General features: G+C 69.4%; 21 protein-coding genes, 2 tRNA genes and 1 pseudogene. 12 read left to right on the top strand and 12 right to left on the bottom strand.

Going from position 1 to position 23,794, the window contains the following annotated elements:
* Positions 1-17: 17 nt before the first annotated feature.
* The 3 genes and pseudogenes from glgB to glgX all read right to left on the bottom strand — a co-directional run bounded on the left by glgB (position 18) and on the right by glgX (position 6,378).
* A pseudogene (gene glgB / locus AC1VNH_RS03120) lies at positions 18-2,154 on the bottom strand (1,4-alpha-glucan branching protein GlgB).
* Entirely contained in the window at positions 2,151-4,232 is a 2,082-nt protein-coding gene (locus AC1VNH_RS03115; protein WP_483109813.1) for an alpha-1,4-glucan--maltose-1-phosphate maltosyltransferase, read from the bottom strand. Before AC1VNH_RS03115 ends, glgB begins: the two are co-directional and overlap by 4 nt.
* 61 nt (positions 4,233-4,293) lie before the next feature.
* Positions 4,294-6,378, bottom strand: coding sequence for a glycogen debranching protein GlgX (gene glgX / locus AC1VNH_RS03110; RefSeq protein WP_483109812.1), 2,085 nt, complete (start codon positions 6,376-6,378; stop codon positions 4,294-4,296).
* A gap of 73 nt (positions 6,379-6,451) precedes the next feature.
* On the opposite strand from glgX, the gene AC1VNH_RS03105 reads away from it, so the two are divergent.
* The 3 genes from AC1VNH_RS03105 to ligA all read left to right on the top strand — a co-directional run bounded on the left by AC1VNH_RS03105 (position 6,452) and on the right by ligA (position 11,153).
* The gene (locus AC1VNH_RS03105; RefSeq protein ID WP_483109811.1) at positions 6,452-7,636 is read left to right on the top strand and encodes a cysteine desulfurase family protein; all 1,185 of its coding nucleotides are present in this window, start codon (positions 6,452-6,454) and stop codon (positions 7,634-7,636) included.
* Positions 7,637-7,645: 9 nt separating this feature from the next.
* On the top strand, positions 7,646-8,755 hold the full coding sequence (mnmA, locus tag AC1VNH_RS03100) for a tRNA 2-thiouridine(34) synthase MnmA (protein ID WP_483109810.1): 1,110 nt from the start codon (positions 7,646-7,648) through the stop codon (positions 8,753-8,755).
* A gap of 61 nt (positions 8,756-8,816) precedes the next feature.
* Entirely contained in the window at positions 8,817-11,153 is a 2,337-nt protein-coding gene (ligA, locus tag AC1VNH_RS03095) for an NAD-dependent DNA ligase LigA (protein WP_483109809.1), read from the top strand.
* Between the two features lie 6 nt (positions 11,154-11,159).
* Here ligA and AC1VNH_RS03090 read toward each other — a convergent pair whose 3' ends face one another.
* Positions 11,160-12,857: a long-chain-fatty-acid--CoA ligase gene (locus AC1VNH_RS03090; protein ID WP_483109808.1), complete on the bottom strand. Its 1,698-nt coding sequence runs from the start codon at positions 12,855-12,857 to the stop codon at positions 11,160-11,162.
* A 55-nt stretch (positions 12,858-12,912) separates the two neighbouring features.
* On the opposite strand from AC1VNH_RS03090, the gene gatC reads away from it, so the two are divergent.
* The 6 genes from gatC to AC1VNH_RS03060 are packed head-to-tail and all read left to right on the top strand — an operon-like array spanning position 12,913 to position 18,451.
* Entirely contained in the window at positions 12,913-13,212 is a 300-nt protein-coding gene (gene gatC / locus AC1VNH_RS03085) for an Asp-tRNA(Asn)/Glu-tRNA(Gln) amidotransferase subunit GatC (RefSeq protein WP_137417120.1), read from the top strand.
* On the top strand, positions 13,209-14,723 hold the full coding sequence (gatA, locus tag AC1VNH_RS03080; protein ID WP_483109807.1) for an Asp-tRNA(Asn)/Glu-tRNA(Gln) amidotransferase subunit GatA: 1,515 nt from the start codon (positions 13,209-13,211) through the stop codon (positions 14,721-14,723). The genes gatC and gatA overlap by 4 nt, the downstream gene beginning before the upstream one ends.
* Entirely contained in the window at positions 14,723-16,237 is a 1,515-nt protein-coding gene (gene gatB, locus AC1VNH_RS03075; RefSeq protein ID WP_483109806.1) for an Asp-tRNA(Asn)/Glu-tRNA(Gln) amidotransferase subunit GatB, read from the top strand. The genes gatA and gatB overlap by 1 nt, the downstream gene beginning before the upstream one ends.
* 51 nt (positions 16,238-16,288) lie before the next feature.
* Positions 16,289-17,545, top strand: coding sequence for a DNA polymerase IV (gene dinB / locus AC1VNH_RS03070; RefSeq protein ID WP_483109805.1), 1,257 nt, complete (start codon positions 16,289-16,291; stop codon positions 17,543-17,545).
* 44 nt (positions 17,546-17,589) lie between these two features.
* The gene (locus tag AC1VNH_RS03065; RefSeq protein WP_137417116.1) at positions 17,590-17,910 is read left to right on the top strand and encodes a hypothetical protein; all 321 of its coding nucleotides are present in this window, start codon (positions 17,590-17,592) and stop codon (positions 17,908-17,910) included.
* Between the two features lies 1 nt (position 17,911).
* Positions 17,912-18,451, top strand: a complete 540-nt coding sequence (locus AC1VNH_RS03060) for a nucleoside/nucleotide kinase family protein (RefSeq protein WP_483109804.1) — start codon at positions 17,912-17,914, stop codon at positions 18,449-18,451.
* 1 nt (position 18,452) lies between these two features.
* Here AC1VNH_RS03060 and AC1VNH_RS03055 read toward each other — a convergent pair whose 3' ends face one another.
* From AC1VNH_RS03055 to AC1VNH_RS03030, 6 genes are all read right to left on the bottom strand, one after another.
* The gene (locus AC1VNH_RS03055; protein ID WP_483109803.1) at positions 18,453-18,944 is read right to left on the bottom strand and encodes a DUF2017 family protein; all 492 of its coding nucleotides are present in this window, start codon (positions 18,942-18,944) and stop codon (positions 18,453-18,455) included.
* Entirely contained in the window at positions 18,941-19,246 is a 306-nt protein-coding gene (gene clpS, locus AC1VNH_RS03050) for an ATP-dependent Clp protease adapter ClpS (protein ID WP_483109802.1), read from the bottom strand. Before clpS ends, AC1VNH_RS03055 begins: the two co-directional genes overlap by 4 nt.
* Positions 19,243-19,593 carry a metallopeptidase family protein gene (locus AC1VNH_RS03045; protein WP_483109801.1) on the bottom strand — a complete coding sequence of 117 codons (351 nt, stop codon included), beginning with the start codon at positions 19,591-19,593 and terminating at the stop codon, positions 19,243-19,245. The genes clpS and AC1VNH_RS03045 overlap by 4 nt, the downstream gene beginning before the upstream one ends.
* 33 nt (positions 19,594-19,626) lie before the next feature.
* Positions 19,627-19,702: transfer RNA gene (locus AC1VNH_RS03040), tRNA-His, on the bottom strand.
* 37 nt (positions 19,703-19,739) lie between these two features.
* Positions 19,740-20,363: an oligoribonuclease gene (gene orn, locus AC1VNH_RS03035; protein WP_483109800.1), complete on the bottom strand. Its 624-nt coding sequence runs from the start codon at positions 20,361-20,363 to the stop codon at positions 19,740-19,742.
* A gap of 45 nt (positions 20,364-20,408) precedes the next feature.
* A tRNA-Arg gene (locus AC1VNH_RS03030) sits at positions 20,409-20,484 on the bottom strand.
* Between the two features lie 86 nt (positions 20,485-20,570).
* On the opposite strand from AC1VNH_RS03030, the gene AC1VNH_RS03025 reads away from it, so the two are divergent.
* Complete coding sequence (locus AC1VNH_RS03025) at positions 20,571-20,774, top strand: methyltransferase (RefSeq protein ID WP_460740364.1); 204 nt, start codon at positions 20,571-20,573, stop codon at positions 20,772-20,774.
* Here AC1VNH_RS03025 and yczE read toward each other — a convergent pair.
* Entirely contained in the window at positions 20,734-21,366 is a 633-nt protein-coding gene (yczE, locus tag AC1VNH_RS03020) for a membrane protein YczE (RefSeq protein WP_483109799.1), read from the bottom strand. The two genes, AC1VNH_RS03025 and yczE, sit on opposite strands and share 41 nt — an antisense overlap.
* Positions 21,367-21,429: 63 nt before the next feature.
* On the opposite strand from yczE, the gene yczR reads away from it, so the two are divergent.
* Positions 21,430-22,857, top strand: coding sequence for a MocR-like transcription factor YczR (gene yczR / locus AC1VNH_RS03015; RefSeq protein ID WP_483109798.1), 1,428 nt, complete (start codon positions 21,430-21,432; stop codon positions 22,855-22,857).
* A 4-nt stretch (positions 22,858-22,861) separates the two neighbouring features.
* On the opposite strand, the gene AC1VNH_RS03010 is transcribed toward yczR, so the two are convergent.
* Positions 22,862-23,092, bottom strand: a complete 231-nt coding sequence (locus tag AC1VNH_RS03010) for a hypothetical protein (RefSeq protein WP_483109797.1) — start codon at positions 23,090-23,092, stop codon at positions 22,862-22,864.
* Positions 23,093-23,306: 214 nt separating this feature from the next.
* Here AC1VNH_RS03010 and ssb point away from each other — a divergent pair, with 214 nt between their 5' ends.
* Positions 23,307-23,783 (top strand): single-stranded DNA-binding protein, encoded by a 477-nt coding sequence (ssb, locus tag AC1VNH_RS03005; RefSeq protein ID WP_483109796.1) that lies wholly within the window; start codon positions 23,307-23,309, stop codon positions 23,781-23,783.
* The last annotated feature ends 11 nt before the right edge of the window (positions 23,784-23,794 follow it).

Below are 23,794 nucleotides of genomic sequence, written 5' to 3'. Positions count from 1 at the left end.
CGTGTGGCGAACCCGGGTCAGTCCGCGGGTGAGAGCCAGAGCGCCCCGAGCGGCGGCAGCGTCAGACGTGCGCGCCCGGACGCGTCGGCGGTCACCGCGCCGAGGTTGCCGACCCCGGAGCCGCCGAAGGCGGATGCGTCGGAGTTGAGCAGCCTGCCAGACGCCCGCGAGCGGCAGATCCAGTTCGTAGTCGTGCAGCGGTGCCCCCGAGAAGTTGAAGACGGCCACCAGAGGCCGGCCGTCGGCATCCCAGCGGACGAACGCCGAGACGTTCGGATTCCACGTGGGTCCGCCGATGCGCGAGAACGCGGAGCCGTCCGCATCCCGCTGCCACAGCGCCGGGGTGTCGCGGTAGGTGGCGTTGAGGGATGCGACGAAGTCGCCGAGCTCTCGGTGGGCGGGCTGGTCGAGCAGCCACCACTCCAGCGATCGCGACTCGGACCACTCCGCGATCTGGCCGAACTCCTGCCCCATGAACAGCAGCTGCTTGCCGGGGTGGGCCCACATGTACGCCAGGAACAGTCGCATCCCCGCGAGCTTCTGCCAGTGGTCCCCGGGCATCCGCGCGAAAAGGGAACCCTTGCCGTGCACGACCTCGTCGTGACTGATGGGAAGCACGTAGTTCTCACTGAACGCGTACACGAACGAGAACGACAGCTCGCCCTCGTGATGCGCGCGGTAGAGCGGATCGCGCGAGATGTACACGAGCGAGTCGTTCATCCACCCCATGTTCCACTTGAAGCCGAAGCCGAGACCTCCCGCGCTGGTCGGCGCGGTGACGCCCGGGTAGCTGGTGGACTCCTCCGCGATCATCGCGATTCCGGGGAACGTCTTGTAGACGGTCGCGTTGGTCTCCTGCAGGAACTGGATCGCCTCCAGGTTCTCGCGACCGCCGTAGATGTTGGGCTCCCACTCGCCGGCCTCGCGGGAGTAGTCGAGGTACAGCATGGAGGCGACCGCATCCACACGCAGGCCGTCGACGTGGAACTCCTCGAACCAGTACAGCGCGTTGGCCACGAGGAAATTGCGCACCTCGGCCCGGCCGTAGTCGAAGATCAGGGTGCCCCAGTCCTTGTGCTCGCCGCGTCGGGGATCGGGGTGCTCGTAGAGCGCCTCTCCGTCGAAGCGAGCGAGCGCGAACTCGTCGCGCGGGAAATGACCCGGCACCCAGTCCATGATCACGCCGATGCCGGCTGCATGCAGGCGGTCGATGAGGTAGCGGAGATCGTCGGGTGAGCCGAATCGGCTCGTCGGCGCGTAGTAGCCGCTCACCTGGTAGCCCCACGATCCGCCGAAGGGATGCTCAGCGAGAGGGAGGAACTCGACGTGCGTGAACCCCTGGGCGCTCACATACTCGATGAGCGGGTCCGCCGCGTCGCGGTAGCCCAGCCCCGGACGCCAGGAGCCGAGGTGCAGTTCGTACACGGACATCGGGCGCTCGAGCGGCTGGCTGGCAGCCCGCTGGGCGATCCACGCGTCGTCGCCCCACTCGTAGCTCGACGCGGTCACGACCGAAGCCGTCGCCGGCGGAAGCTCGGCCCGGCGCGCCATCGGATCCGCCTTGAGGATCCACCGACCGTCGCGTGTGAGGAGCTCGTACTTGTAGGTGCTGTCTGCGCCCACGCCCGGCACGAAGAGCTCCCACACGCCGCTCGCGCCCATCGACCTCATGCTGTGGGACTGGCCGTCCCAGCCGTTGAAGTCGCCGGCGACGCGGACGGCCTGCGCGTGGGGAGCCCACACGGCGAACGACGTGCCTGCGACGCCCTCATGTTCGCGCACGTGGGATCCGAGCACCTGCCACAGCTGCTCGTGACGTCCCTCTCGGATGAGGTGGAGATCGAGCTCACCGACCGTGGGGGAGAAGCGGTACGGGTCGTCGGCGGTGTAGGGGGCTGAGCCGTCGTACGTCGCGGTGAGCTGGTAGGCGCCCGCATCCCCGCGGTACGTGCCCTCCCAGATGCCCGCGCGGACGTGGTCGAGAGCGACCTCGCGACCGTCGGCGAAGACGGCCGTGACGGATGCGGCCAGCGGCCGTCGGGCACGGATCACTCCGCCCGTCTCGCCGTCGGGGTGCAGACCCAGCACGTCGTGGGGGGAGTAGTAGGAGCCGGTGGCGACGGTGTCGAGCACCCGCGGTTCGATGAGGCTCATGCGAGGCCCTTCACGTGGAGGATGTGCGCCGGCTCGCGGAACGCGTCCAGTCGCACATAGTTGTGGTCGGTCCAGGTCCAGGTGGCGCCCGTCACGAGGTCTTCGACGGTGTACGGCGTTCCCGCCGGAACCCCCCATGCCTCGGTGTCCAGATGAACGGTCGTCTCCCGTGCGGAGTGCGGGTCGACGTTGACGACCACGATGATCGTGTCGCTCTCGCCGCTCTCGTTGAGGGCGCCGTCGAGGTGCTTCGTGTACACCAGGATCGCGTCGTCATCGCTGCGCTGGATCTCGAGGTTGCGCAGTTGACGCAGCGCCGGATGCTCGCGGCGGATGCGGTTGAGCAACGCGAGGTACGGGGCGAGGGAGTCGCCGTCTGCCTCGGCCTGCTGCCAGTCGCGGAGCTTGTACTCGTACTTCTCGTTGTCGATGTTCTCCTCGCTGCCCGGGCGGGCGACGTTCTCGAACAGCTCGTATCCGGCGTAGACGCCATAGGTCGGGGCCGCGGTCGCCGCGATCGTCGCGCGGATACAGTAGGCCGCCCGGCCGCCGTACTGGAGGTATTCGGTGAGGATGTCGGGGGTGTTGACGAAGAGGTTGGGGCGCAGGTAATCGTCGGTCTCGTGGGCGAGCGAGTCGAGGAACTCCTCGAGCTCGGCCTTCGAGTTGCGCCACGTGAAGTACGTGTAGCTCTGCTGGAAACCCGCCTGCGCGAGCCCGCGCAGCGGCGTCGGCCTGGTGAAGGCCTCGGCCAGGAAGACCACGTCGGGTGCCTCGTCGCGGACGGTGCGAATGAGCCATTCCCAGAACTGCAGGGGCTTGGTGTGAGGGTTGTCGACGCGGAAGATCTTCACGCCCTGAGCGATCCAGTGGCGCACGATGCGAAGGACCTCGGCACGGATCCCGGCGGGGTCGTTGTCGAAGTTGACGGGATAGATGTCCTGGTACTTCTTCGGCGGATTCTCCGCGTACGCGATCGTGCCGTCGGGAAGGGTGGTGAACCACTCCGGGTGCTCTTTCACCCACGGGTGGTCGGGCGAGGCCTGCAACGCCAGATCGAGCGCGATCTCGATCCCGGCGGATGCGGCGGCATCCAGGAATGCGCGGAAGTCGGCCAGCGAGCCGAGTTCGGGGTGGACGGTATCGTGTCCCCCTTCGGCCGCGCCGATGGCCCACGGCGATCCGGGGTCGGCCGGGCCGGCGTTCAGCGTGTTGTTGGGGCCCTTGCGGTGGGTGCGTCCGATCGGGTGGATCGGCGGCAGGTACAGCACATCGAATCCCATCGCCGCGACGCCCGGGAGTCGGTCGATAGCGGTGCGGAAGGTGCCCGGCTCGATGGTCCCGTCCGCGCGTCGCGTCGCTCCCTCAGAGCGTGGGAAGAACTCGTACCACGCGCCGACACCGGCCCGCTCGCGCTCCACGAGCAGATCGTGCGTCGCGCCCAGGGTCCAGAGCTCGCCGAGCGGGCGTGCGCTGAAGGCATCGGCCACCCTCTCGTCGTGCACGATCGCGAGGGCGGCCGCCTCGTGGGTGGTGCTCGCGCGCAGCAGCGCGGCCTGCTCGGTCAGCAGACGTCGCTCGGCCGCGGGGCGATCCTTCTGGGCGGCGGCATCCTCGAACAGGAGTGCACCGATCTCGCGCACGAGCGCGACATCGACACCGGCCGGGATCTTCAGCTCGGCCGCGTGTCGCCAGGTCGCATACCGGTCGGCGAACGCCTCGAAGCGGAAGGACCACGTCCCCTGTGCGAGCAGGGTGACCAGCACGCCCCACGTGTCCAACCCGTCCTCGTGGGCGCTGAGCCGATGCAACGACTCGCTGCCGTCCGGAGCGGTCAGCCGTAGCTGTACGCCGATCAGGTCGTGTCCTTCCCGGAACGCGCGCACGCGGAACGGGACGACCTCGCCCGCGAAGGCGGAAGGGTCGAACCGTGGGTCGGGAGTCGACGGCCGTTCCGCGCTGAGGGGGATGCGGCCGGTCACTGTGTCGGCGGATGACCACGCGACGACCTTGCGCAGCGGGATCTCGGCACCGCTTCGTTGAGTGCGGACGGGAAGGGATCGTGTCGGAGTGGCCACACAGCGAACCTATCGCGGGCGCGTGCGGCACGACAGGCGTGACGCGGGCGGGGCGAACGTGCTATTCGGCGCGGAACAGATGCATCGACGTCGGGGGCGTCGGAACGATGTCGCCCGGTGTCAGGACCGGCTCCTCCTGCGAGGGCGACTCCTCGGCGCTCGACCAGAGCGACACGTAGCGGCTGACCCCGTCGATGAGCGGGAGGCGCACATCCACCGGCGTCTCATTGCCGTGGACGATCAGCAGAATGCGGTTGAACTCCTCGAACTCGGGCGTCGATGCCGCGACGTACTGGAGTGTGCGGTGCGCGGGATCGTTCCATCGCTCGCCCGACATGGTCTCGCCGTGCTCGTCGTACCACTCCATGACGGATGCCGACGGCGTCTCCTCGTCCAGGCGGGCGAAGCGGATGGGGCGCAGCGCCGGGTTCTCGGCCCGTAGCTCGATCAAACGCCGTACGTGCGCGAACAGCTCGCGCTGCCAGGGCCGATGCTCCCACGACAGCCAGGTGAGAGCGGAGTCGTGGCAGTACGCGTTGTTGTTGCCGCGCTGCGTCCGGCCGAACTCGTCGCCGGCGGTGATCATCGGGATCCCCGCCGAGAGCAGGAGCGTGCCCATGAGGTTGCGCATCGCCTTCCGGCGGGTGGCGAGGATCCGTTCCTCGTCGGTCGCGCCCTCCGCCCCGTGGTTGAACGAGCGGTTCGTGTCCGCCCCGTCGCGGTTGTGCTCGCCGTTGCCGAGATTGTGCTTGACGTCGTACGAGACGAGATCGTTCAGGGTGAAGCCGTCGTGGGCGGTGACGAAGTTGATCGACGCCAGCGGCCCCCGCTCGGCGCTGAAGGTGTTCGACGATCCCGCGAGCCGGGTGGCGAACCCGCCGATGCCGACCGGTGCCGTCGAGGCGCGACGGGCATAGTCCACGTCGGACAGCCAGAAGTTGCGCACGCGGTCCCGGTACCGGTCGTTCCACTCGTGCCAGCCGTCGCCGAAGTTGCCCGTCTGCCACCCGCCCATGCCCACGTCCCAAGGCTCGGCGATCTTCTTCGTGTCGGCGAGCTCCGGATCCTCGGCGATGGCCCGCAGGAGAGGATGATCGGGCGTGAAGCGATGCTGATCGTCGCGCCCCAGCGTCGTGGCCAGATCGAACCGGAAACCGTCGATCTGCACGTCCCGTGCCCAGTAGCGCAGCGAATCCAGTACGAGACGCGCGCCCGCATCCGTCGCCGTGTTCACCGAGTTGCCGCATCCGGTGACGTCGACGTACGTGCCGTCGTCCTGCTGCCGGTAGTAGGCGCGGTTGTCGAGACCGCGCAGGCTGGAGCGCGGACCGCCGATGCCCTCTTCCGCGGTGTGGTTGTAGACGACGTCGAGGACGACTTCCAGACCGGCCTGGTGCAGGAGCTTCACCATCCCCTTGACCTCGCGAAGAACCGCATCCGGTCCCTCGCGGCGCGCCTGATCGGTCGCATAGGCGGCGTGGGGCGCGAAGAAGCCGAGCGTGTTGTAACCCCAGTAGTTGTCGAGTCCCAGCTGCAGGAGGCGGGGTTCGGAGGCGAACGCATGGATGGGCAGCAGCTCGATGGTCGTGACGCCGAGGTCCAGGAAGTGCTCGATCATGGCGGGGTGCGCGAGTCCTGCGTACGTGCCGTGGAGCGCGGCGGGGACACCGGGATGCCGCTTGGTCATGCCCTTCACGTGCGCCTCGTAGATGACGGTTCGATCCAGCGGGACGGCGGGCTTTCGCACCTCGCCCCAGTCGAAGCCGCGATCGACCACCACGGAACGCCAGTCGCCGAACCCGCCGCTCACGATCCCGCGGCCGTACGGGTCGAGCAGCAGCGTCTGCGGATTGAAGATGTTCCCCGCCCCGAAAGGACCGGATGCGCGCAGTGCGTAGCGTGCGCCGGCGACGAGGAGCTCGGAGGTGATCTCCCATACCCCCCTCTCGCGACGCTGCATCGGCAGGGTCGCCGTCGCCCAGTCGAGATCGTCGGCGTCGAAGATCACCACGTCGAGGGCGTCGGCCGCCTGCGAGAAGACGCGGAGGGTGCCGCCGTTCTCGTGCAGGCGCACGCCGAGGTCCTCGAGAGCGGGATCGAGGACCTGCGAGAGCGCAGGAACGGAGGTCGTTGTCGGACTGACCATGCCCACAACCCTAGCCATCGCCGGATGACGAACTCATGACGCCGCCACATGCCGCGCGTGCGACAGTGGACGGGTGCACATCTACCTCGATCATGCGGCGTCGAGCCCGCTGCGTCCCGAGGCGCGGGAGGCCTGGCTCGAGGCGGCGGCGACGACGGGCAACGCCTCTTCCGTGCACGGCGGCGGGCAGGCGGCGAGGCGCGTGCTGGAGGACGCGCGAGAACGGCTCGCGGCGGTGGTCGACGCCGATCCCATCGAGGTCGTCTTCACCTCGGGTGGCACGGAGGCCGTGAACCTCGCGGTGAAGGGCTTGTGGGCGTCGCGCGCCGCCGGTGCGGACGCGGTCGTGCTTCCGGATGGGGAGCACCACGCGACGATCGACTCGGTCGCGGCCCTCGTCGACGCGCAGCACGCCGAGGTGCGACCCGTGCGGCTGACCCCGCTCGGCGCGATCGACCCCGAGGATTTCGCGTCGGCGCTCGGTGGCGCGGCATTCGCCACAGCGCTGGTCGCCAACAACGAGGTCGGGACGCTGTCGGATGCGGCGGGCCTGGCCGCGGACGCCGCGTCGGCCGAGGTGCCGCTGCATCTTGACGCCGTGGCGGCATTCGGGCAGGTTCCTGTGGACTTCCGGCGGTGGCGCGGCGATGCTCCAGCGGGTGCCGGCCTGGTGGCCATGAGCATCTCGGCGCACAAGGTCGGCGGACCGGTAGGCACGGGCGCTCTGATCAGCGCTCGGTCGGCGCGCATCTGCGCGCAGATGCACGGCGGTGCGCAGCAGCGGGGACTGCGCGCCGGGACGCAGGACATCGCGGGCGCTGCCGCCTTCGCCGTGGCGGCGGAACTCGCAGCGGCCGAGCGTGAAGCGGAGGCCGTGCGCCTCGGAGCGCTGCGGGACCGGCTGGTGACGCAGGTGTGCGCCGCCGTGCCGGGTCTCGAGTTGCTCGGCGACCCGGTGCACCGCATCCCCGGCAACGCGCATCTGCTGGTGCCCGGTGCGCTGGGGGAGACGCTGCTGTTCCTCCTCGACACCCGCGGCATCGCGGTGTCCACAGGGTCGGCCTGTCAGGCGGGCATTCCCGAACCCTCGCACGTGGTGCGCGCCCTCGGCCGTGACGAGGATGCGGCACGTTCGGTGCTGCGGATCACTCTGGGACGCACCACGACGTCCGACGACGTGGACGCGTTCCTGGAGGCGCTGCCCTGGGCCGTCGAGCGCGCTCGCGCTGCCGGAGCCCGTGCAGCCTCGCCCTCGTAGACTGGGATGATGCGGATTCTGGCGGCGATGAGCGGTGGCGTGGATTCGGCCGTGGCCGCGGCGCGCGCCGTGGATGCCGGACACGAGGTCGTCGGGGTTCACCTGGCCCTGTCCCGCGCGGGCGGGACGCTGCGCACGGGCAGTCGCGGCTGCTGCACCATCGAGGACGCGATGGATGCTCGGCGCGCGGCGGACAGGCTCGGCATCCCGTTCTACGTGTGGGATTTCTCGGAGCGCTTCCGCGATGACGTGATCGAGGACTTCGTCTCGGAGTACCGGGCCGGACGCACCCCGAACCCGTGCATGCGATGCAACGAGCGGATCAAGTTCGCCGCGCTGCTCGAGCGTGCGCTCGAGCTGGGCTTCGACGCCGTCTGCACGGGACACTACGCGCTGCTCGTCGACGGCCCGGAGGGCCGAGAGCTGCACCGGGCGAGCGACCAGGCCAAGGATCAGTCGTACGTGCTCGGCGTCCTGACCGCCGAGCAGCTCGCGCACACGTACTTTCCGCTGGGAGACACGCCGTCCAAGGCTCTGGTGCGCGCAGAAGCCGCCGAGCGCGGTCTGACGGTCGCCCAGAAGCCCGACAGTCACGACATCTGCTTCATCCCCGACGGCGACACCCGGGGCTGGCTCGCCGAGCGTGTCGGCGCCGAGCAGGGTGACATCCTCGACCGGACGGGCGCCGTCGTCGGACGACACGAGGGGGCCCACGCCTTTACCGTCGGCCAACGCCGCGGGCTGCAGCTCGGCGTCCCCGCATCCGATGGCAAGCCGCGTTTCGTGCTCGAAGTGCGTCCGGTGAGCAACTCCGTCGTGGTGGGCCCGAAGGAGGCGTTGGCGACAGCCGAGATCGCGGGTGCGCGCTTCAGCTGGGCGGGTGCCGCGCCGACCGAGGCCGCGTTCTCGTGCGAGGTGCAGATCCGCGCCCACGCCGATCCGGTGCCCGCACACGCCGACGTCACCGGCGACGGCGTGGTGGTGCGCCCGGTGGAGCCGTTCGACGGCGTCGCGCCGGGTCAGACGGCCGTGCTCTACCTCGGCTCGCGCGTGCTCGGCCAGTTCACAGTGGACCGCACGGTCTCCGCCGTCGCGGTCGACGCCGTCGCCGCATCCTAGGCACGAGACCCGCGCCGCGCACGGCCCTGGCGGTGTCGCAGGCCGCACCTAGACTCGATCCGTGACGCAAGCCGGTGACTCGATCGACGATGACACGACCCTCTCCGAGGCCCGTGCCGAAGCGGCGGAGCTGACGGAGCGCATCCTCCGTGCCCGCGATGCGTACTACGGCGACGACGCCGAGATCGTCGACGACGCGACCTACGACCGGTGGATCCGACGGCTCGAAGAGCTGGAGCGGCTGCATCCGGAGGTGCAGAAGCAGGATTCGCCGACCCTCAGCGTCGGCGCCGCATCCACCACGATGTTCGCTCCCGTCGAGCACGCCGAGCGGATGCTGAGCCTCGACAACGTCTTCAGCCCCGAGGAGCTGCGGGACTGGTGCGTCAAGGCCCAGGGCTCCGCAGGCCGGCCGGTGCGGTGGCTGACCGAGTTGAAGATCGACGGCCTCGCGATCAGCCTCCGGTACGAGAACGGTGTGCTCACCTCAGCCGCGACGCGCGGCGACGGGCGCATCGGCGAGGACGTCACCGTCAACGCAGTGCGCGTCGAAGGCATCCCCGAGCGCCTGAGCGGCACCGGCCATCCCACTCTCCTCGAGGTGCGCGGCGAGGTCTTCATCCCGGTCGCGGCCTTCGAGCAGCTCAACGCCCTGCAGGCCCGGATGCGGGAGCGCGTCGTCGAGCAGGCGCGTGAGCGCGGTAATCTCACCGAGGAGCGCGCGCGGCTGAGTGCCGATCGCCGATTCCCCGCATTCGCCAACCCGCGCAACGCCGCGAGCGGCGGACTGCGCCAGCAGCTCGACAAGAAAGACGGCCTCGAGCTCGAGGCCGGGCGGGCGCGTCTCGCGTCGCTGCGACTGTTCGTGCACGGCATCGGTGCGTGGCCGGCTCCTCCGGTGGCTTCTCAGAGCGAGATCTACGACCTGCTCGCCGAGTGGGGGCTGCCGACGAGTCCCTACTACAAGACCTTCGACGACATCGACGGCGTCCTCGGGTTCGTGGCGCACTACGGCGAGCATCGTCACGATGTGGAGCACGAGCTCGACGGCATCGTCGTCAAGGTGGACGAGCTCGCGCTCCACGACGAACTGGGGGCGACCAGCCGTGCGCCGCGCTGGGCCATCGCGTACAAGTACCCGCCCGAGCAGGTGAACACCCGCCTTCTCGACATCGTCGTCTCGGTCGGGCGCACCGGCCGTGCGACGCCGTTCGCGGTCATGGAGCCGGCACGTGTGGCAGGTTCCGTCGTGCGTCAGGCGACGCTGCACAACCAGGACGTCGTCAAGGTCAAGGGCGTTCTCATCGGCGACATGGTCGTCCTCCGCAAGGCCGGCGACGTGATCCCCGAGGTGCTCGGTCCGGTGGTCGAGCTCCGCGACGGCTCCGAGCGTGCCTTCGTCATGCCGCGCGACTGCCCGGTCTGCGGTACTCCGCTCGCGCCGGCGAAGGAGGGCGACGTCGATCTGCGCTGCCCCAACGCCCGTTCGTGCCCCGCGCAGGTGCGCGGCCGTGTCGAGCACATCGGCTCACGCGGCGCACTCGACATCGAGGCGCTCGGCGAGGTGACCGCGGCGGCTCTGACGCAGGCGGACGGTGACGCACGTGCACCCCTGGACACGGAGGCCGGGCTTTTCGATCTGACTCTCGATGAACTCGTTCCGATCGAGGTCGTCGTCCGGGACGCGGAGACCGGTGAGCCGAAGCTGGACGACGCGACGGGCGAGCCGGTGCGACGTGCTCCGTTCCGCCGCAACCCGACGCCCGCGGAGCGCAAGTCCGGTCTGCTGACTCCGCAGCCGTCCGCGCAGGCACTGACGCTGCTCGACGAGCTCGAGAAGGCGAAGACGAAGGAGCTGTGGCGTTTCCTCGTCGCCCTCAACATCCGTCACGTGGGCCCCGTCGCGGCCCGGGCGCTGGCGCAGTGGTTCGGATCCGTCTCAGCCATCCGGTCGGCGAGCCGCGAGGAGCTGGCAGCCGTCGAGGGAGTGGGCGGGATCATCGCGGATGCGGTCATCGCCTGGTTCGAGGTCGACTGGCACCGCGAGATCGTCGAACGGTGGGAAGCGGCCGGAGCGCAGCTGTCCACTCCCGGACACCCCGGACCCGGCGCGGCGGTCGTCGAGGGCGGGGTGCTCGAGGGGCTGACGGTCGTGGCGACCGGAACGCTCGAGGGCTACACGCGCGAGGGCGCTCAGGAAGCCATCCTCGCCGCCGGCGGCAAGGCCGGCTCCAGTGTGTCCAAGAAGACCGACTTCGTCGCGGCGGGGCCGGGCGCGGGCTCCAAGCTCGCCAAGGCCGAGCATCTCGGTGTGCGCATCATCGACGCGGCGCAGTTCCGCATCCTCGTGGAGCAGGGACCGGCGGCACTGGACGCCCTCGCGCCCGATGCGGGCTGAGCCCGCTCAGCGCCCCGTCTCGGCGAGCAGGTGCTCCCGCACCTGCTTGCGCAGCACCTTGCCGATGAGCGACTTCGGAAGCTCCTCGACGATGAACAGACGCCGCGGCACCTTGTAGGGGGTGAGGATCCCGCGCGCGTAGCCGCGGATCGCCTCGGTGTCGATCTCGGCACCGGGGGCCACCACGATGGCGGCGACGACTTCTTCACCCGCGTGCTCGTCGGGAAGACCCACGACGGCCACATCCTCCACCTGCGGGTGCTGTCGCAGGACGTTCTCCACCTCGGTGGGTGCGACGTTGAAGCCGCCCGTGATGATGAGCTCCTTGATGCGGTCGACGATGCGCACGAAGCCGGCCTCGTCGATCGTCACGATGTCGCCCGTGCGGAACCAGCCGTCGACGAAGACCTCCTCGGTCGCCTCCGGCTTGCCGTAGTAGCCCGAGAACACCTGCGGTCCACGCACGAGCAGCTCGCCTGCGCCGCCGGGGGCGACGTCGACCCGAGGGTTCTCGGGGTCGACGACGCGACACTCCGTGCCTGGCAGCGGCAGGCCCACGGTGCCGGGCACCCGGTTCTCGGCGACGGGGTTGGCCATCAGCACGGGGGAGCATTCACTGAGACCGTAGCCCTCGACCAGGTAGCCTCCGGTCGCCTTCTCGAACGGTACGACGAGCTCGTGCGGGAGCGCCATGGCGCCGGAGATCGCGATCCGGGTTCCCGCGAGCGAGACCCCCTTCGCCTGCGCCGCCTGCAGCAGCCGGTCGGCGATCGGCGGAACCAGCGGCAGGAACGTCGCGGGGTGCTTCTTGGTCACGGCGAGGACCATATCGGGGTCGAAGCGCGGGAACAGCACGAGCCGCGCACCCATCGACATCGCGAAGGTGAGACAGAGGGTGAGTCCGTAGGCGTGGAACATCGGCAGCACGGCGTAGACGACGCAGCCTTCGCCGCGGTGGATCGAAGGCACCCAGGCCCGCGACTGGGCCGCGTTGGCGAGCAGGTTCCGGTGGGTCAGCTTGGCGCCCTTGGGAGTGCCGGTCGTTCCACTCGTGTATTGGATGATGGCGAGGTCGTCCGCCGTCGGCGCGGGATGGGAGGTCGGAAGCGGGTCGCCGCGCAGCAACTGGTCCCAGTCGATGCCGCCGCGGACCTTCGTGTGCAGCGCGGCGCGGGACGCGCGGGCCTTGGCGATCGGCAACCGCAGCGCCGCCCGCGTCGTGAAGGGCATCGCGCGCGTCAGATCCACCGTCACGAGCGTCGAGACGCGCACATCCTTCGGGAAAGCCTGCACCGTGGCAGCCACCTTGCTCCAGACGATGGCGTGCTTGGCCCCGTGGTCCTCGAACTGCTTACGCAACTCGCGCGCGGTGTAAAGCGGATTGTGCTCGACCACCACCGCGCCCAGGCGCAGGACGGCGTAGAAGGCGACGATGTGCTGCGGGCAGTTGGGCAGGACGATCGCGACGGGGTCCCCTCGGCGCACGCCCTGCGCGTGGAGGCCGGCCGCCGCGCGCGAGATGGCATGGTCGAGTTCGCGATACGTGGTCTCGCGCCCGAAGAACTGCAGTGCGACGGCGTCCGGATACTCGCGCGCCGAAGCCTGCACGATATCCACGAGAGAACCCGACACCGGCTCGAGGTCGTCGGGCACTCCGTCGGCGTAGCTGCGGACCCAGGGACGGGGAGGATCGAAGGTCGTCACCCGGCACAGCCTACGGGCGCCCGGCGGTCCGGCGGGGCCGAACTAGACTGTCGGGGTGTCGGAAATCACCCCAGATCTCGTGCGCCATCTCGGCGTCCTCGCCCGGATCCAATTGAGCGACGAGGAGGTCGGGCGCCTCACCGGTCAGCTCGATGCGATCGTCGACAACATCGCGAAGGTGTCGGAGGTCGCGACCCCCGATGTCGTCGCGACGAGCCACCCGATCCCGCTGCAGAACGTCTTCCGCGACGACGAGCACAGCGAGGCGCTGTCTCTCGCCGAGGTGCTGCAGAACGCCCCGGATGCGGCCGAAGACCGCTTCCGCGTGACGGCGATCCTGGGGGAGGAGCAGTGAGCGACATCATCCGGCTCAGCGCGGCGGATCTCGCCGCCAAGCTCGCCGCGGGCGAGGTCTCCAGCGTCGAGGCGACCAAGGCGCATCTGGACCGCATCGCGGCGGTGGACGGCGACGTCCACGCATTCCTGCACGTCAACGAGGGCGCGCTGGCGGCCGCCGGCGAGATCGACCGCCGCCGCGCGAGCGGGGAGGCCCTGGGGAAGCTGGCCGGTGTGCCGCTCGCCATCAAGGACGTCCTGGTCACGACCGATATGCCCTCCACAAGCGGATCCAAGATCCTCGAGGGGTACATGTCGCCCTACGATGCGACGGTCGTGGCGCGCGCCCGCGCAGCCGGCCTCGTGCCCCTGGGCAAGACCAACATGGACGAGTTCGCGATGGGTTCCTCCACCGAGCACTCCGCGTACGGTCCTACCCACAACCCGTGGGATCTGGATCGGATCCCGGGAGGTTCCGGCGGGGGCTCGGCGGCCGCCGTCGCCGCCTTCGAGGCTCCCCTCGCGCTGGGGTCGGACACCGGCGGCTCCATCCGCCAGCCCGCGCACGTGACGGGCACGGTCGGCGTGAAGCCCACGTACGGCGGTGTCAGCCGCTACGGCGCGATCGCGCTCGCCTCGAGCCTCGACCAGGTCGGTCCGGTCACACGAACGGTTCTCGACTCGGCGCTCCTGCACGATGTGATCGCCGGTCACGACCCGCACGACTCCACGTCGCTCACCGATGCCTGGCCGTCTTTCGCGGCCGCGGCGCGTGAGGGCGCGTCCGGCGAGAGCCTCAAGGGTCTGAAGGTGGGCATCATCCGGGAGCTCGACGACAGAGGCTTCCAGCGGGGCGTCTCCGACTCGTTCCGCGCGGCACTCGCGGCCATGGAAGCACAGGGTGCGGAGATCGTCGAGGTCAGTGCGCCGCACTTCGAGTACGGCGTCGCGGCCTACTACCTCATCCTGCCGGCGGAGGCATCGAGCAACCTCGCGAAGTTCGATTCCGTGCGCTTCGGGATGCGGGTGAGCCCGCACGCGGCGGCCACCGTCGAAGACGTGATGGCGGCCACGCGCGAGGCGGGCTTCGGCGACGAGGTGAAGCGCCGCATCATCCTCGGCACGTATGCGCTCTCCGCGGGCTACTACGACGCCTACTACGGCAGCGCTCAGAAAGTGCGGACCCTCATCCAGCGCGACTTCGACGACGCGTTCGCGCAGGTGGACGTCATCGCGACTCCGTCCGCTCCGACCACCGCGTTCCGACTGGGCGAGAAGATCGACGACCCGCTGCAGATGTATCTCAACGACGTGACGACCATCCCGGCGAACCTGGCCGGTGTGCCGGGCATCTCCGTGCCCTCGGGTGTCGCGGCGGAAGACGGCCTTCCGGTCGGCATACAGTTCCTCGCGCCCGCGCGTGAGGATGCGCGCCTGTACCGAGTGGGAGCGGCGCTCGAAGCGCTGCTCGTCGATTCGTGGGGCGGGCCGTTGCTCGATCGCGCCCCCGTGCTGGGAGGGACCCGCTGATGGCCAAGGACAAGCTGATGGACTTCGATAAGGCTCTCGAGCTGTTCGAGCCCGTGCTCGGCTTCGAGGTCCACGTGGAGCTGAACACGCACACGAAGATGTTCTCCGCCGCACCCAACCCCGCGCACCCGGACAACCATCAGGCCGCGCCGAACACGCTCGTCGCGCCCGTCGACATGGGCCTGCCCGGTGCGCTGCCGGTCGTGAACGCGACGGCCATCCGGTCCTCGATCAGCCTGGGCCTCGCCCTCGGCTGTTCGATCGCGCCGTCCAGCCGGTTCGCACGCAAGAACTACTTCTACCCGGATCTCGGCAAGAACTACCAGATCTCGCAGTACGACGAACCCATCGCGTTCGACGGTCAGGTCGAGATCGAGCTCGCCGACGGCACGCTCGTGACGGTTCCGATCGAGCGCGCCCACATGGAAGAGGACGCCGGCAAGCTGACCCACGTCGGCGGCTCCACCGGTCGGATCCAGGGCGCCGAGTACTCGCTCGTCGACTACAACCGCGCCGGGGTGCCCCTCGTGGAGATCGTCACGCGGCCCATCTTCGGCGCCGAACACCGCGCCCCGGAGATCGCCAAGGCGTACGTCGCGGCCATCCGTGACATCGTCCTCTCGCTGGGTATCTCGGAGGCCCGCCTCGAGCGCGGCAATCTGCGGTGCGACGCGAACGTCTCACTGCGTCCGCGCGGCCAGGAGAAGCTCGGCACGCGCACCGAGACGAAGAACGTGAACTCGATGCGCTCCGTCGAGCGCGCCGTGCGCTACGAGATCCAGCGTCAGGCGGCGATCCTCGCCGACGGCGGCACGATCACGCAGGAGACGCGGCACTGGCACGAGGACACGGGCACGACCTCCCCGGGCCGTCCGAAGTCGGATGCCGACGACTACCGGTACTTCCCGGAGCCCGATCTGCTTCCCGTGGTCCCGGCCCCGGAGCTGATCGAAGAGCTTCGTGCCGCCCTCCCCGAACCGCCCGCGGCTCGCCGCCGCCGGCTGAAGGCCGAGTGGGGTTTCACCGACCTCGAGTTCCAGGACGTCGCCAACGGCGGACTCCTCGTCGAGGTCGAGGCCACGATCGCCGCCGGTGCCAGCCCGGCCGCGGCGCGCAAGTGGTGGACCGGAGAGATCACCCGCGTCGCGAACGCGCAGGAGCGGGAAGCGGCGGACCTCGTGACGCCGGCCGATGTCGCCGCCCTGCAGGCGCTCGTGGATGCCGGCACGCTGACCGACAAGCTCGCGCGTCAGGTCCTCGAAGGCGTCATCGCCGGTGAGGGCTCGCCGCAGGAGGTCGTCGATACTCGAGGGCTCGCGGTCGTCTCCGACGACGGCGCGCTCATCGCCGCGATCGACGACGCCCTGGCGGCGCAGCCGGACGTGCTCGCGAAGATCCGCGACGGCAAGGTCCAGGCCGCCGGTGCCGTCATCGGTGCGGTGATGAAGGCCATGAAGGGCCAGGCCGACGCCGCCCGCGTCCGTGAGCTCGTGCTGGAGCGCGCCGCACAGTGATCCGCCTCTCCCGCGGGCCGCGATGTCGGCGGTCCGCGGGAGAATGGACGCATGGGACGCGGTGACGGATCCGGGCGCATCGTGTCGCCGGCCGATGCCGACGACACCGGAGCGGGCATCCTGCACGTCGATATGGATGCGTTCTATGCCGCCGTCGCCGTGCTCGACGATCCGTCGTTGGCGGGCAAGCCGCTCATCATCGGATCGCCGGAAGGTCGCAGCGTCGTCTCGAGCGCATCCTATGAGGCGCGTCGTTACGGCGTGCGATCCGCGATGCCGGTCTCGCAGGCCATGCGCCTGTGTCCGACGGCGGTGATCGTCCCGCCGCGCTTCGATCGGTACACGGCGATCTCGGCGCAGGTGATGGACATCTTCCGCGAGTTCACCCCTCTGGTCGAACCGTTGTCCATCGACGAGGCGTTCCTCGACGTGCGCGGTTCGCGCCGGCTGTGGGGGAGTCCCGGGACGATCGCGCGGATGCTGCGCGCCCGGGTGCTCGAGCGCACAGGTCTCGTGTGCAGCGTGGGAGCGGCGTCGACGAAGCACGTCGCGAAGATGGCGTCGACCCTCAGCAAGCCCGACGGCCTGCTGATCATCGCAGCCGCCGACACCGCGGCGTTTCTCGCACCCCGACCGGTTCGTGCCATGTGGGGCGTGGGCCCCCGCTCCGCCGAGATCCTCGAAGCCCGTGGCATCCGCACGATCGGCGATGTCCTCCAGACTCCTCGGCCGGTGCTCGAGAAGGCCCTGGGGAACGCGATGGGGGAGCGCGTCTGGCATCTGGCGCGCGGCGAGGATGCGCGCGAGGTCTCCGTCGAGCGGATCGATAAGAGCATCGGCCACGAGGAGACCTTCCACGACGACGTCGATGACGACACCGTGCTCCGAGCGGAAGTGCGTCGCCTTGCCGACCGCGTGGGTGCCAGACTTCGGGCGCACGACGTCGAGGCGGCGACAGTGGCCATCAAGGTGCGTTTCGCGGACTTCCGCACGCTGTCCCGGTCGGTGACTCTGCCCGAGCCCACGGCCGTGGGTCAGCGGATCGGCGACGCCGCCCTGCGTCTGCTGGCGGGTATCGACCGGTCGCTGCCCGTTCGGCTCATCGGGGTGCGGGGCGAGAACCTGCGCTCTTCCGGCATGATGGCCACCCTCTGGGACGACGACGCCGAATGGCGACGCGTGGAGGAAGCCCTCGACGGCGCGTCGAGTCGCTTCGGCCGCGGGGCGGTGACCCGCGCGGCGCTGCTCGGCGCACCGCGCGCCGGTGGCTCCCTGCCTTCGCATCCCCGTCCACCGCGGCTGGACTGAGTCAAGACGTAGGTGTCGCGAGTTTGTGGCGTTAGCGTGGGGGCATGGCCAACTTCGTTCTCGATCTCGGTAAGCAGTCCGCATCCCTCGGTGTCACCTCCGTCTACGGCGAGCAGCAGGACGTCGACGGCGTGCGCTTCATCCCGGTCGCACTGTCGTGGCACGGTTTCGGGGGCGGCTCCGACGACAGCGGCAATGAGGGTGGTGGCGGTGGCGGCTACACGGTTCCGCTGGGCGCCTACATCCGCAAGGGCGACGATCTGCGCTTCGAGCCGAACCTGGTGTCGCTGCTCGCGGTGGCGATTCCGTTCGTCTTCGTCGCGGGTCGCGCACTGAGCCGTGTGATCCGCGCTCTCAAGAAGTAACGTGCGCCAGGTCGGCGCCGCGCTGGCGGACATCGCCGCGTCCGTCGACGTCTCCGGGCCGACCTGTCTCGTCGTCATCGACGGGCGCTCCGGTGCGGGCAAGACGACCCTCGCGCGTGAACTCGCCGATGCCCGCCCCTTTCTCACCGTGCTGTCGCTCGACCAGATCTATCCCGGCTGGGACGGTCTGCGGCGAGGCGCGGATGCCGCGATCAGCGGTGTGCTGCTACCGCTGTCGCAGGGAAGGGTGGGCCGGTGGCAGGGCTGGAACTGGGAGACGGACGAACCGTCCGCGTGGCACGAGGTCGCGGCGGGCACGCCTCTGATCATCGAGGGTGCGGGCATTCTGACTCCCGCGGCGGCCGCTCTCGCGCCGGTGCGCGTCTGGGTCGAGGCGGACGACGCGCTGCGACGCGAGCGGGCTCTGCGACGGGACGGAGCCACGTACGAGCCCCACTGGGAGCGATGGGCCACCCAGGAACGAGATCATCTGCGCCAGAACGACCCTCGGTCGCTCGCGACACACGTCGTCCGCGCGTGACTCAGAGATCCTCGGTGGCCGCGATCAGAAGCTCGAGTCGATAGCCGAGCCACTCGTACACGCCGAAGCGGGGGTCGTCTCCCGGCCGGTCGTCCTCGTCGTCGATGCCGAGCCGTGCGGCCAGGACGAGACGCACGGCGTTGAGCGTGCGCATCCACGCGGTCACCTGGCGGGGCTCGAGTGCGATCTCCATCTGCGCGAGCGCCTCGTCGAAAGCATCGTCGTCGGAGGGGTCCAGTTCGCCCGCACTCGCGAGGTCCGCGAGAACGGTGCCCGCCTCCGCGTTCCTCCGACGCAGGAGGTCCGCCCGGGTCGCCGCGTGGAACTGATCGGCCGACGCGGCATCGTCGGGGTAGGCCGAGGGCGTCAGGCGTGCGACGGCCGGGTCGGATGCGGCATCCGCGTCCGAGAGCAGATCCACGAACTGCCCCACGAGACCGCGCAGGTGTACCGCCTCGACGCGGGTGAAGGAGAGGATGATCTCGTCGCTCATGCGCCGGGCGCCCGTCGGACGGTGGCCCAGAGGCCGTAGTCGTGCATCGCCTGTGCGTGCAGCTCCATCTGCTCCCGCATCCCTTCCGCGACGACGGCGTGTCCGTCGTGGTGCACCGCCATCATGAGTCGTGTGGCTTCCTCTCGAGAGAAGCCGAAGTACTCGCGGAAGACGCGGACGACGTAGCTCATCAGGTTGACGGGGTCGTTCCACACCACGGTCTGCCAGTGGGGGTCGAGGGCGCCGGCGGCGCCGAGATCGACCGCTTCGTCGATCTCGGGACTCGCCAGCGCGGCCATCATGCCCACCCCAGCTCGTGCAATCGTGCGTCATCGATCCCGTAGAAGTGCGCGATCTCGTGAACGAGAGTCGTGTGGACCTCGTCGCGAAGCTCCGCCTCGTCGGCGCAGGCCTTCAGGTGCGGCTCGCGGTACACCACGATCCGATCCGGCAGCTCACCGACGCCGTAGCGGTCGCGTTCGGTGAGGGCCCAGCCGTCGTAGAGCCCGAACAGCTCGCCCTGGTTGTCATCCGCGCGGTCTTCGACCACGAAGACGACATTGTCGAGCCCGTCGACCATGTCGTCGGGGAGACGGTCGAGCTCCTCGACGACAAGCCGTTCGAAGCTCTCGTGATCCATCTCAAGCATCAGACGACCCTGCCTCGCAGCGGAGGAAGAAAGTGGGGTGGCTAACGGGGCTTGAACCCGCGACCCCCGCGACCACAACGCGGTGCTCTACCAACTGAGCTATAGCCACCATGTCTCCCGCTCTCGCGGGCAACCAAACGATTCTCTCACACCTCGGAGGCAAATGACGACACGACGTGAGCCGCGGCGGACTTCGCGTCGTCGCTCGACGGACCGGGCTGCGCGACGAAGACCGCCTCGCGGTAGTAGGCCAGTTCCCGGATGGATTCCCGGATGTCGGCGAGGGCCCGGTGTCCGCCGTTCTTGGCGGGCGCGTTGAAATAGACCCGTGGGTACCAGCGGCGCGAGAGTTCCTTGATGCTGGAGACATCGACGTTGCGGTAATGCAGCCACCGATCGAGTCGGGGCATGTAGCGGGCGAGAAAGGCGCGGTCCGTGCCGATGGTGTTGCCCGCGAGCGGGGCCTTGCCCTCGATCGGCGCGAAGCGCTGCACATACTCGAGCGCCTGGAACTCGGCCTCGGCGACGCTGACACCGGAGGGAATCTCATCGAGGAGCCCGGAGGATCGGTGCATCTCGGTGACGAAGTCGTTCATGTTCGCCAACGCGGAAGCGTCGGGGCGGATGACGATCTGGAACCCCTCGTCCAGGACGTTGAGTTCGAAGTCGGTGACGACGATCGCGATCTCGACGAGCTCGTCGATCTGCGGGTCGAGACCCGTCATCTCGCAGTCGATCCACACCAGCCGGTCGCCATCGGTCGTACTCACGTGCACTCCTCCTCGTGTGCTCCGACGCGGACGGGTCGGAGACGGTGGTCCCCCCGGCAGGAATCGAACCTGCGACCAAGAGATTAGAAGGCTCCTGCTCTATCCGCTGAGCTACGGGGGGCCGCATCCTCCAGCGTAGCGCGACGGGCCTGGTGCCCGACCGCCCGACGGCGTAGCGTCGGCCCCACACGGACGAGGAGGTTCGGCATGAGCACGACCGAAGCGCTATGGGTGGCCTACGGGAACACCGGTGTGGTGGGCAGTATCCGCAAGGACGCCGGGGGCTATGTCGTCACGATGAGCGGCGCGGACGAGCATCTCGGCAGCTACCCCAGCATGGAGATCGCGAAGGGTGCACTGCGCGCGCACCTCAAGCCCGGCTCGGCGTGGCCGGAGTTCCGTCAGCACTGATCGCCACGCGCGCCACGCGCGGACGGCGCGCCAGCAACGGCAGAGCGCGGTGCACCAGGGGGCCGATGAGGAGTGCGAAGGCGACGGTTCCGAGACCCACGGTGCCGCCGAGCAGCCAGCCTGCGCCCAGCACCGTCAGCTCGATGCTGCCGCGCGCGACCCAGATGGGAATGCCGAAGCGCGTGTGGAGTCCGGTCATCAGTCCGTCGCGTGGTCCGGGTCCCATCCCGGCGCTGATGTACAGACCGGTCGCGAAGGCGACGAGGAGGATGCCGCCGAGCAGTGTGAGCGCCTGGGCGACGATGCCCTGAGCGTCCGGCGCGAGATCCAGCACCAGCTGCATGCTCGTTCCGAGCAGGAGGATGTTGGCGAGAGTGCCGACGCCCGGTCGCTGGCGCAGCGGGATCCAGGCGAGCATGACGGCCAGTCCCAGGAGGTTGACGATCCAGCCGATGCCCAAGCCGGTGTGCAGTGAGATGCCCTGGGCGAGAACCGTCCACGGATCCACGCCGAGACCAGCGCGAACGATGAGAGCTTCGCCGGCGCCGTAGATCGCCAAGCCGACGACGAGGCGGATCAGTCGTGAGGTCATGCCCTCTAGAACACTCTCGAATTGGATTCCAGTAAAGAGGCCAATCTCGATAGACTGGCTTGCATGGATTCCCGAGTGAGTGCGCGTGCACTGGCAGCGCGGCTGGGTGGATGGCGCACGAGCGAACCCGCGTACGAGGCCCTGGCGGACGGGATCCGGCTCCTCTGTCTCGACAACCGCCTTCCTGCCGGCACCGCGCTGCCCGCGGAGCGGGAGCTTGCCGCGGTGCTCGGTGTCAGCCGGACGACAGTCGCGGCCGCGTACCGGAGTCTTCGCGACAGCGGCCACATCCGGAGCCTTCGCGGTTCGGGCAGTGTCACCCAGGGAGCGCCGCAGCGCGCCGCCACCAGGACGATCTCCGACCCTCGTGCCATCGACCTCCAGCAGGCCAGTCCTGCGGCATGGCCTGGACTGGCCGGTATCTTCGCCGAAGCCGCGACGCAGGCGCCGACGCTCCTTGCGCGCCCCGGTTATGACGTTGTCGGACGCGAGGAACTGCGCGCCGCGTTGGCCGACCAGTACAGGCGACGCGGCATTCCCACCACGCCGGCACAGATCCTCATCACGAGTGGGGCGCAGAGCGCGCTGCACCTCCTGGCGACCGTCCTGGTGCGCCGCGGCGATCGGGTGCTGATCGAGAGTCCGACGTATCCGCACGCGGCCGAAGCGCTCCGCTCCGCCGGTGCCCGGCTGGTGAGTGTTCCGGTGACCCCCGACGAGGGGTGGGATCTCGACCGCGCCGAGCAGGTGTTCGCACGCGTCCGCCCGAGTCTCGCGTACCTGATGCCCGACTTCCAGAATCCGACGGGCCGCTCGATGACAGGCGTCGAGCGCGAGCTGTTCGTCACGGCAGCCGAGCGTGCGGGAACGACGCTCATCGTCGACGAGACCACGGCCGATCTCGACATCGACCGTGCGATCGAGCCGCCTCCGTTCGGGGCGGACCCTCAAGACGAGCAGATCGTGCGCGTCGGTTCGTTCGGCAAGACGGTCTGGGGAGGCCTCCGCGTCGGTTGGATCCGGGCGGATGAGGAACTCATCCGCCGGCTCATCGCGGCCCGCTTTCCCATCGAGCTCGGAACTCCCGACTGGGAGCAGCACGTCGCGACGCTTCTCCTTCCGCATCTGCCCCAGGTCATCGCGCAGCGCGCGCATCTGCTGCGTACCGGACGCGACACGGTCAGCGCGGCCCTGGCGCAGCAGCTTCCCGAGTGGACGGTTCCGGTGGTCGACGGCGGCGTGGCGTTGTGGGTGGAGCTCGATCGGCCTTTCAGCAGCGCGCTCGTGCTCGCCGCGCGCGCCGAGGGCATCCTCCTTTCGGCGGGCCCCCGGTTCGGCGTGGACGGCGGGTTCGAGAAGAACCTGCGCATCCCCTTCACCGCCGGCGCGTCCGACCTCGAGCGCGCCGTCGACGGCATCGCTCACGCGTGGCGGCGGACCGTCGGGGGAGCGGCTCCCATGAGGGAGGGCGCGCTCGACGCGGTCGTCTGAAGACTCAACCTCGTCGGAGCACGGCAACGGCGTCATCGCGTCGCCAGAACTCGCCGACGTCGATGAAAGCGCGCGAGGACCACCGGTAGCGACGAGCGCGGTAACGCATTCCCTCCGCGCACGAGAGCGCATCGATCACGCCGATCACGACGCCTGCGGCATCGAGTACGCGCCATCGATCCAGTCCGAGAGCGACCAGGGATGGCGGGGTCTGGGTCTTCGTCGGTGCGTTCATCGGTTATGCCTCCCGTCGCACTGACGCTATCGATGGCCACCGACATGGCATCCTCGCTCCTCCCCAGCGCAATGCGGACGGCGGGTCCGCCGCATCCGGGTCGGTCGAGGGTTCGGCGACCTGATCGGACCGGCACAGTTGTCTTCGCTGCGGCGCCCGTCGGGCACCCGGGCGCCGCAGCGTCGTTCTGTGTGCCCGATCAGGAGGAGACGCCATGAAAGAACGCATCACGATCGTCGGCAACGTGGCGGCGACGCCCGAGCTGCGGCGGATGCCCTCCGGCGACGCGGTCGTCAGCTTCCGTGTCGGCGTGACCGAACGTCGCCAGGACAAGCAGACGTCGCAGTGGGTCGACGGAAACACCAGTTGGTACCGCGTGAACGCCTTTCGCGGATTGGCCGAGAACATCCACCGATCGATCGCATCGGGCGAGAGGGTCGTCGTGAGCGGTCGATTCTCGTTGCAGGAATGGGAGACCGACACGAAGAAGGGCGTCTCGGCGGAGATCGAGGCGGAGGCGGTGGGTCATGATCTGCGATGGGGCACGACCGTCTACACACGCACCGCCGCACGGTCGGACGACTCCGCCGGACACGACCCCAGCCCCCTCGCGGGTCCGGTCGACGACGACGGGTGGGCGGCGCCCGGTGCAGTGAGTGAAGAGGTGAGCGTCGGGTCGACCCCGTTCTGATGCCTAAACTG

Source organism: Microbacterium sp. KU4F, assembly GCF_056868075.1.
Note: the sequence above shows the minus strand (reverse complement) of the source record. Positions and strands in the feature narration are given on the sequence as shown.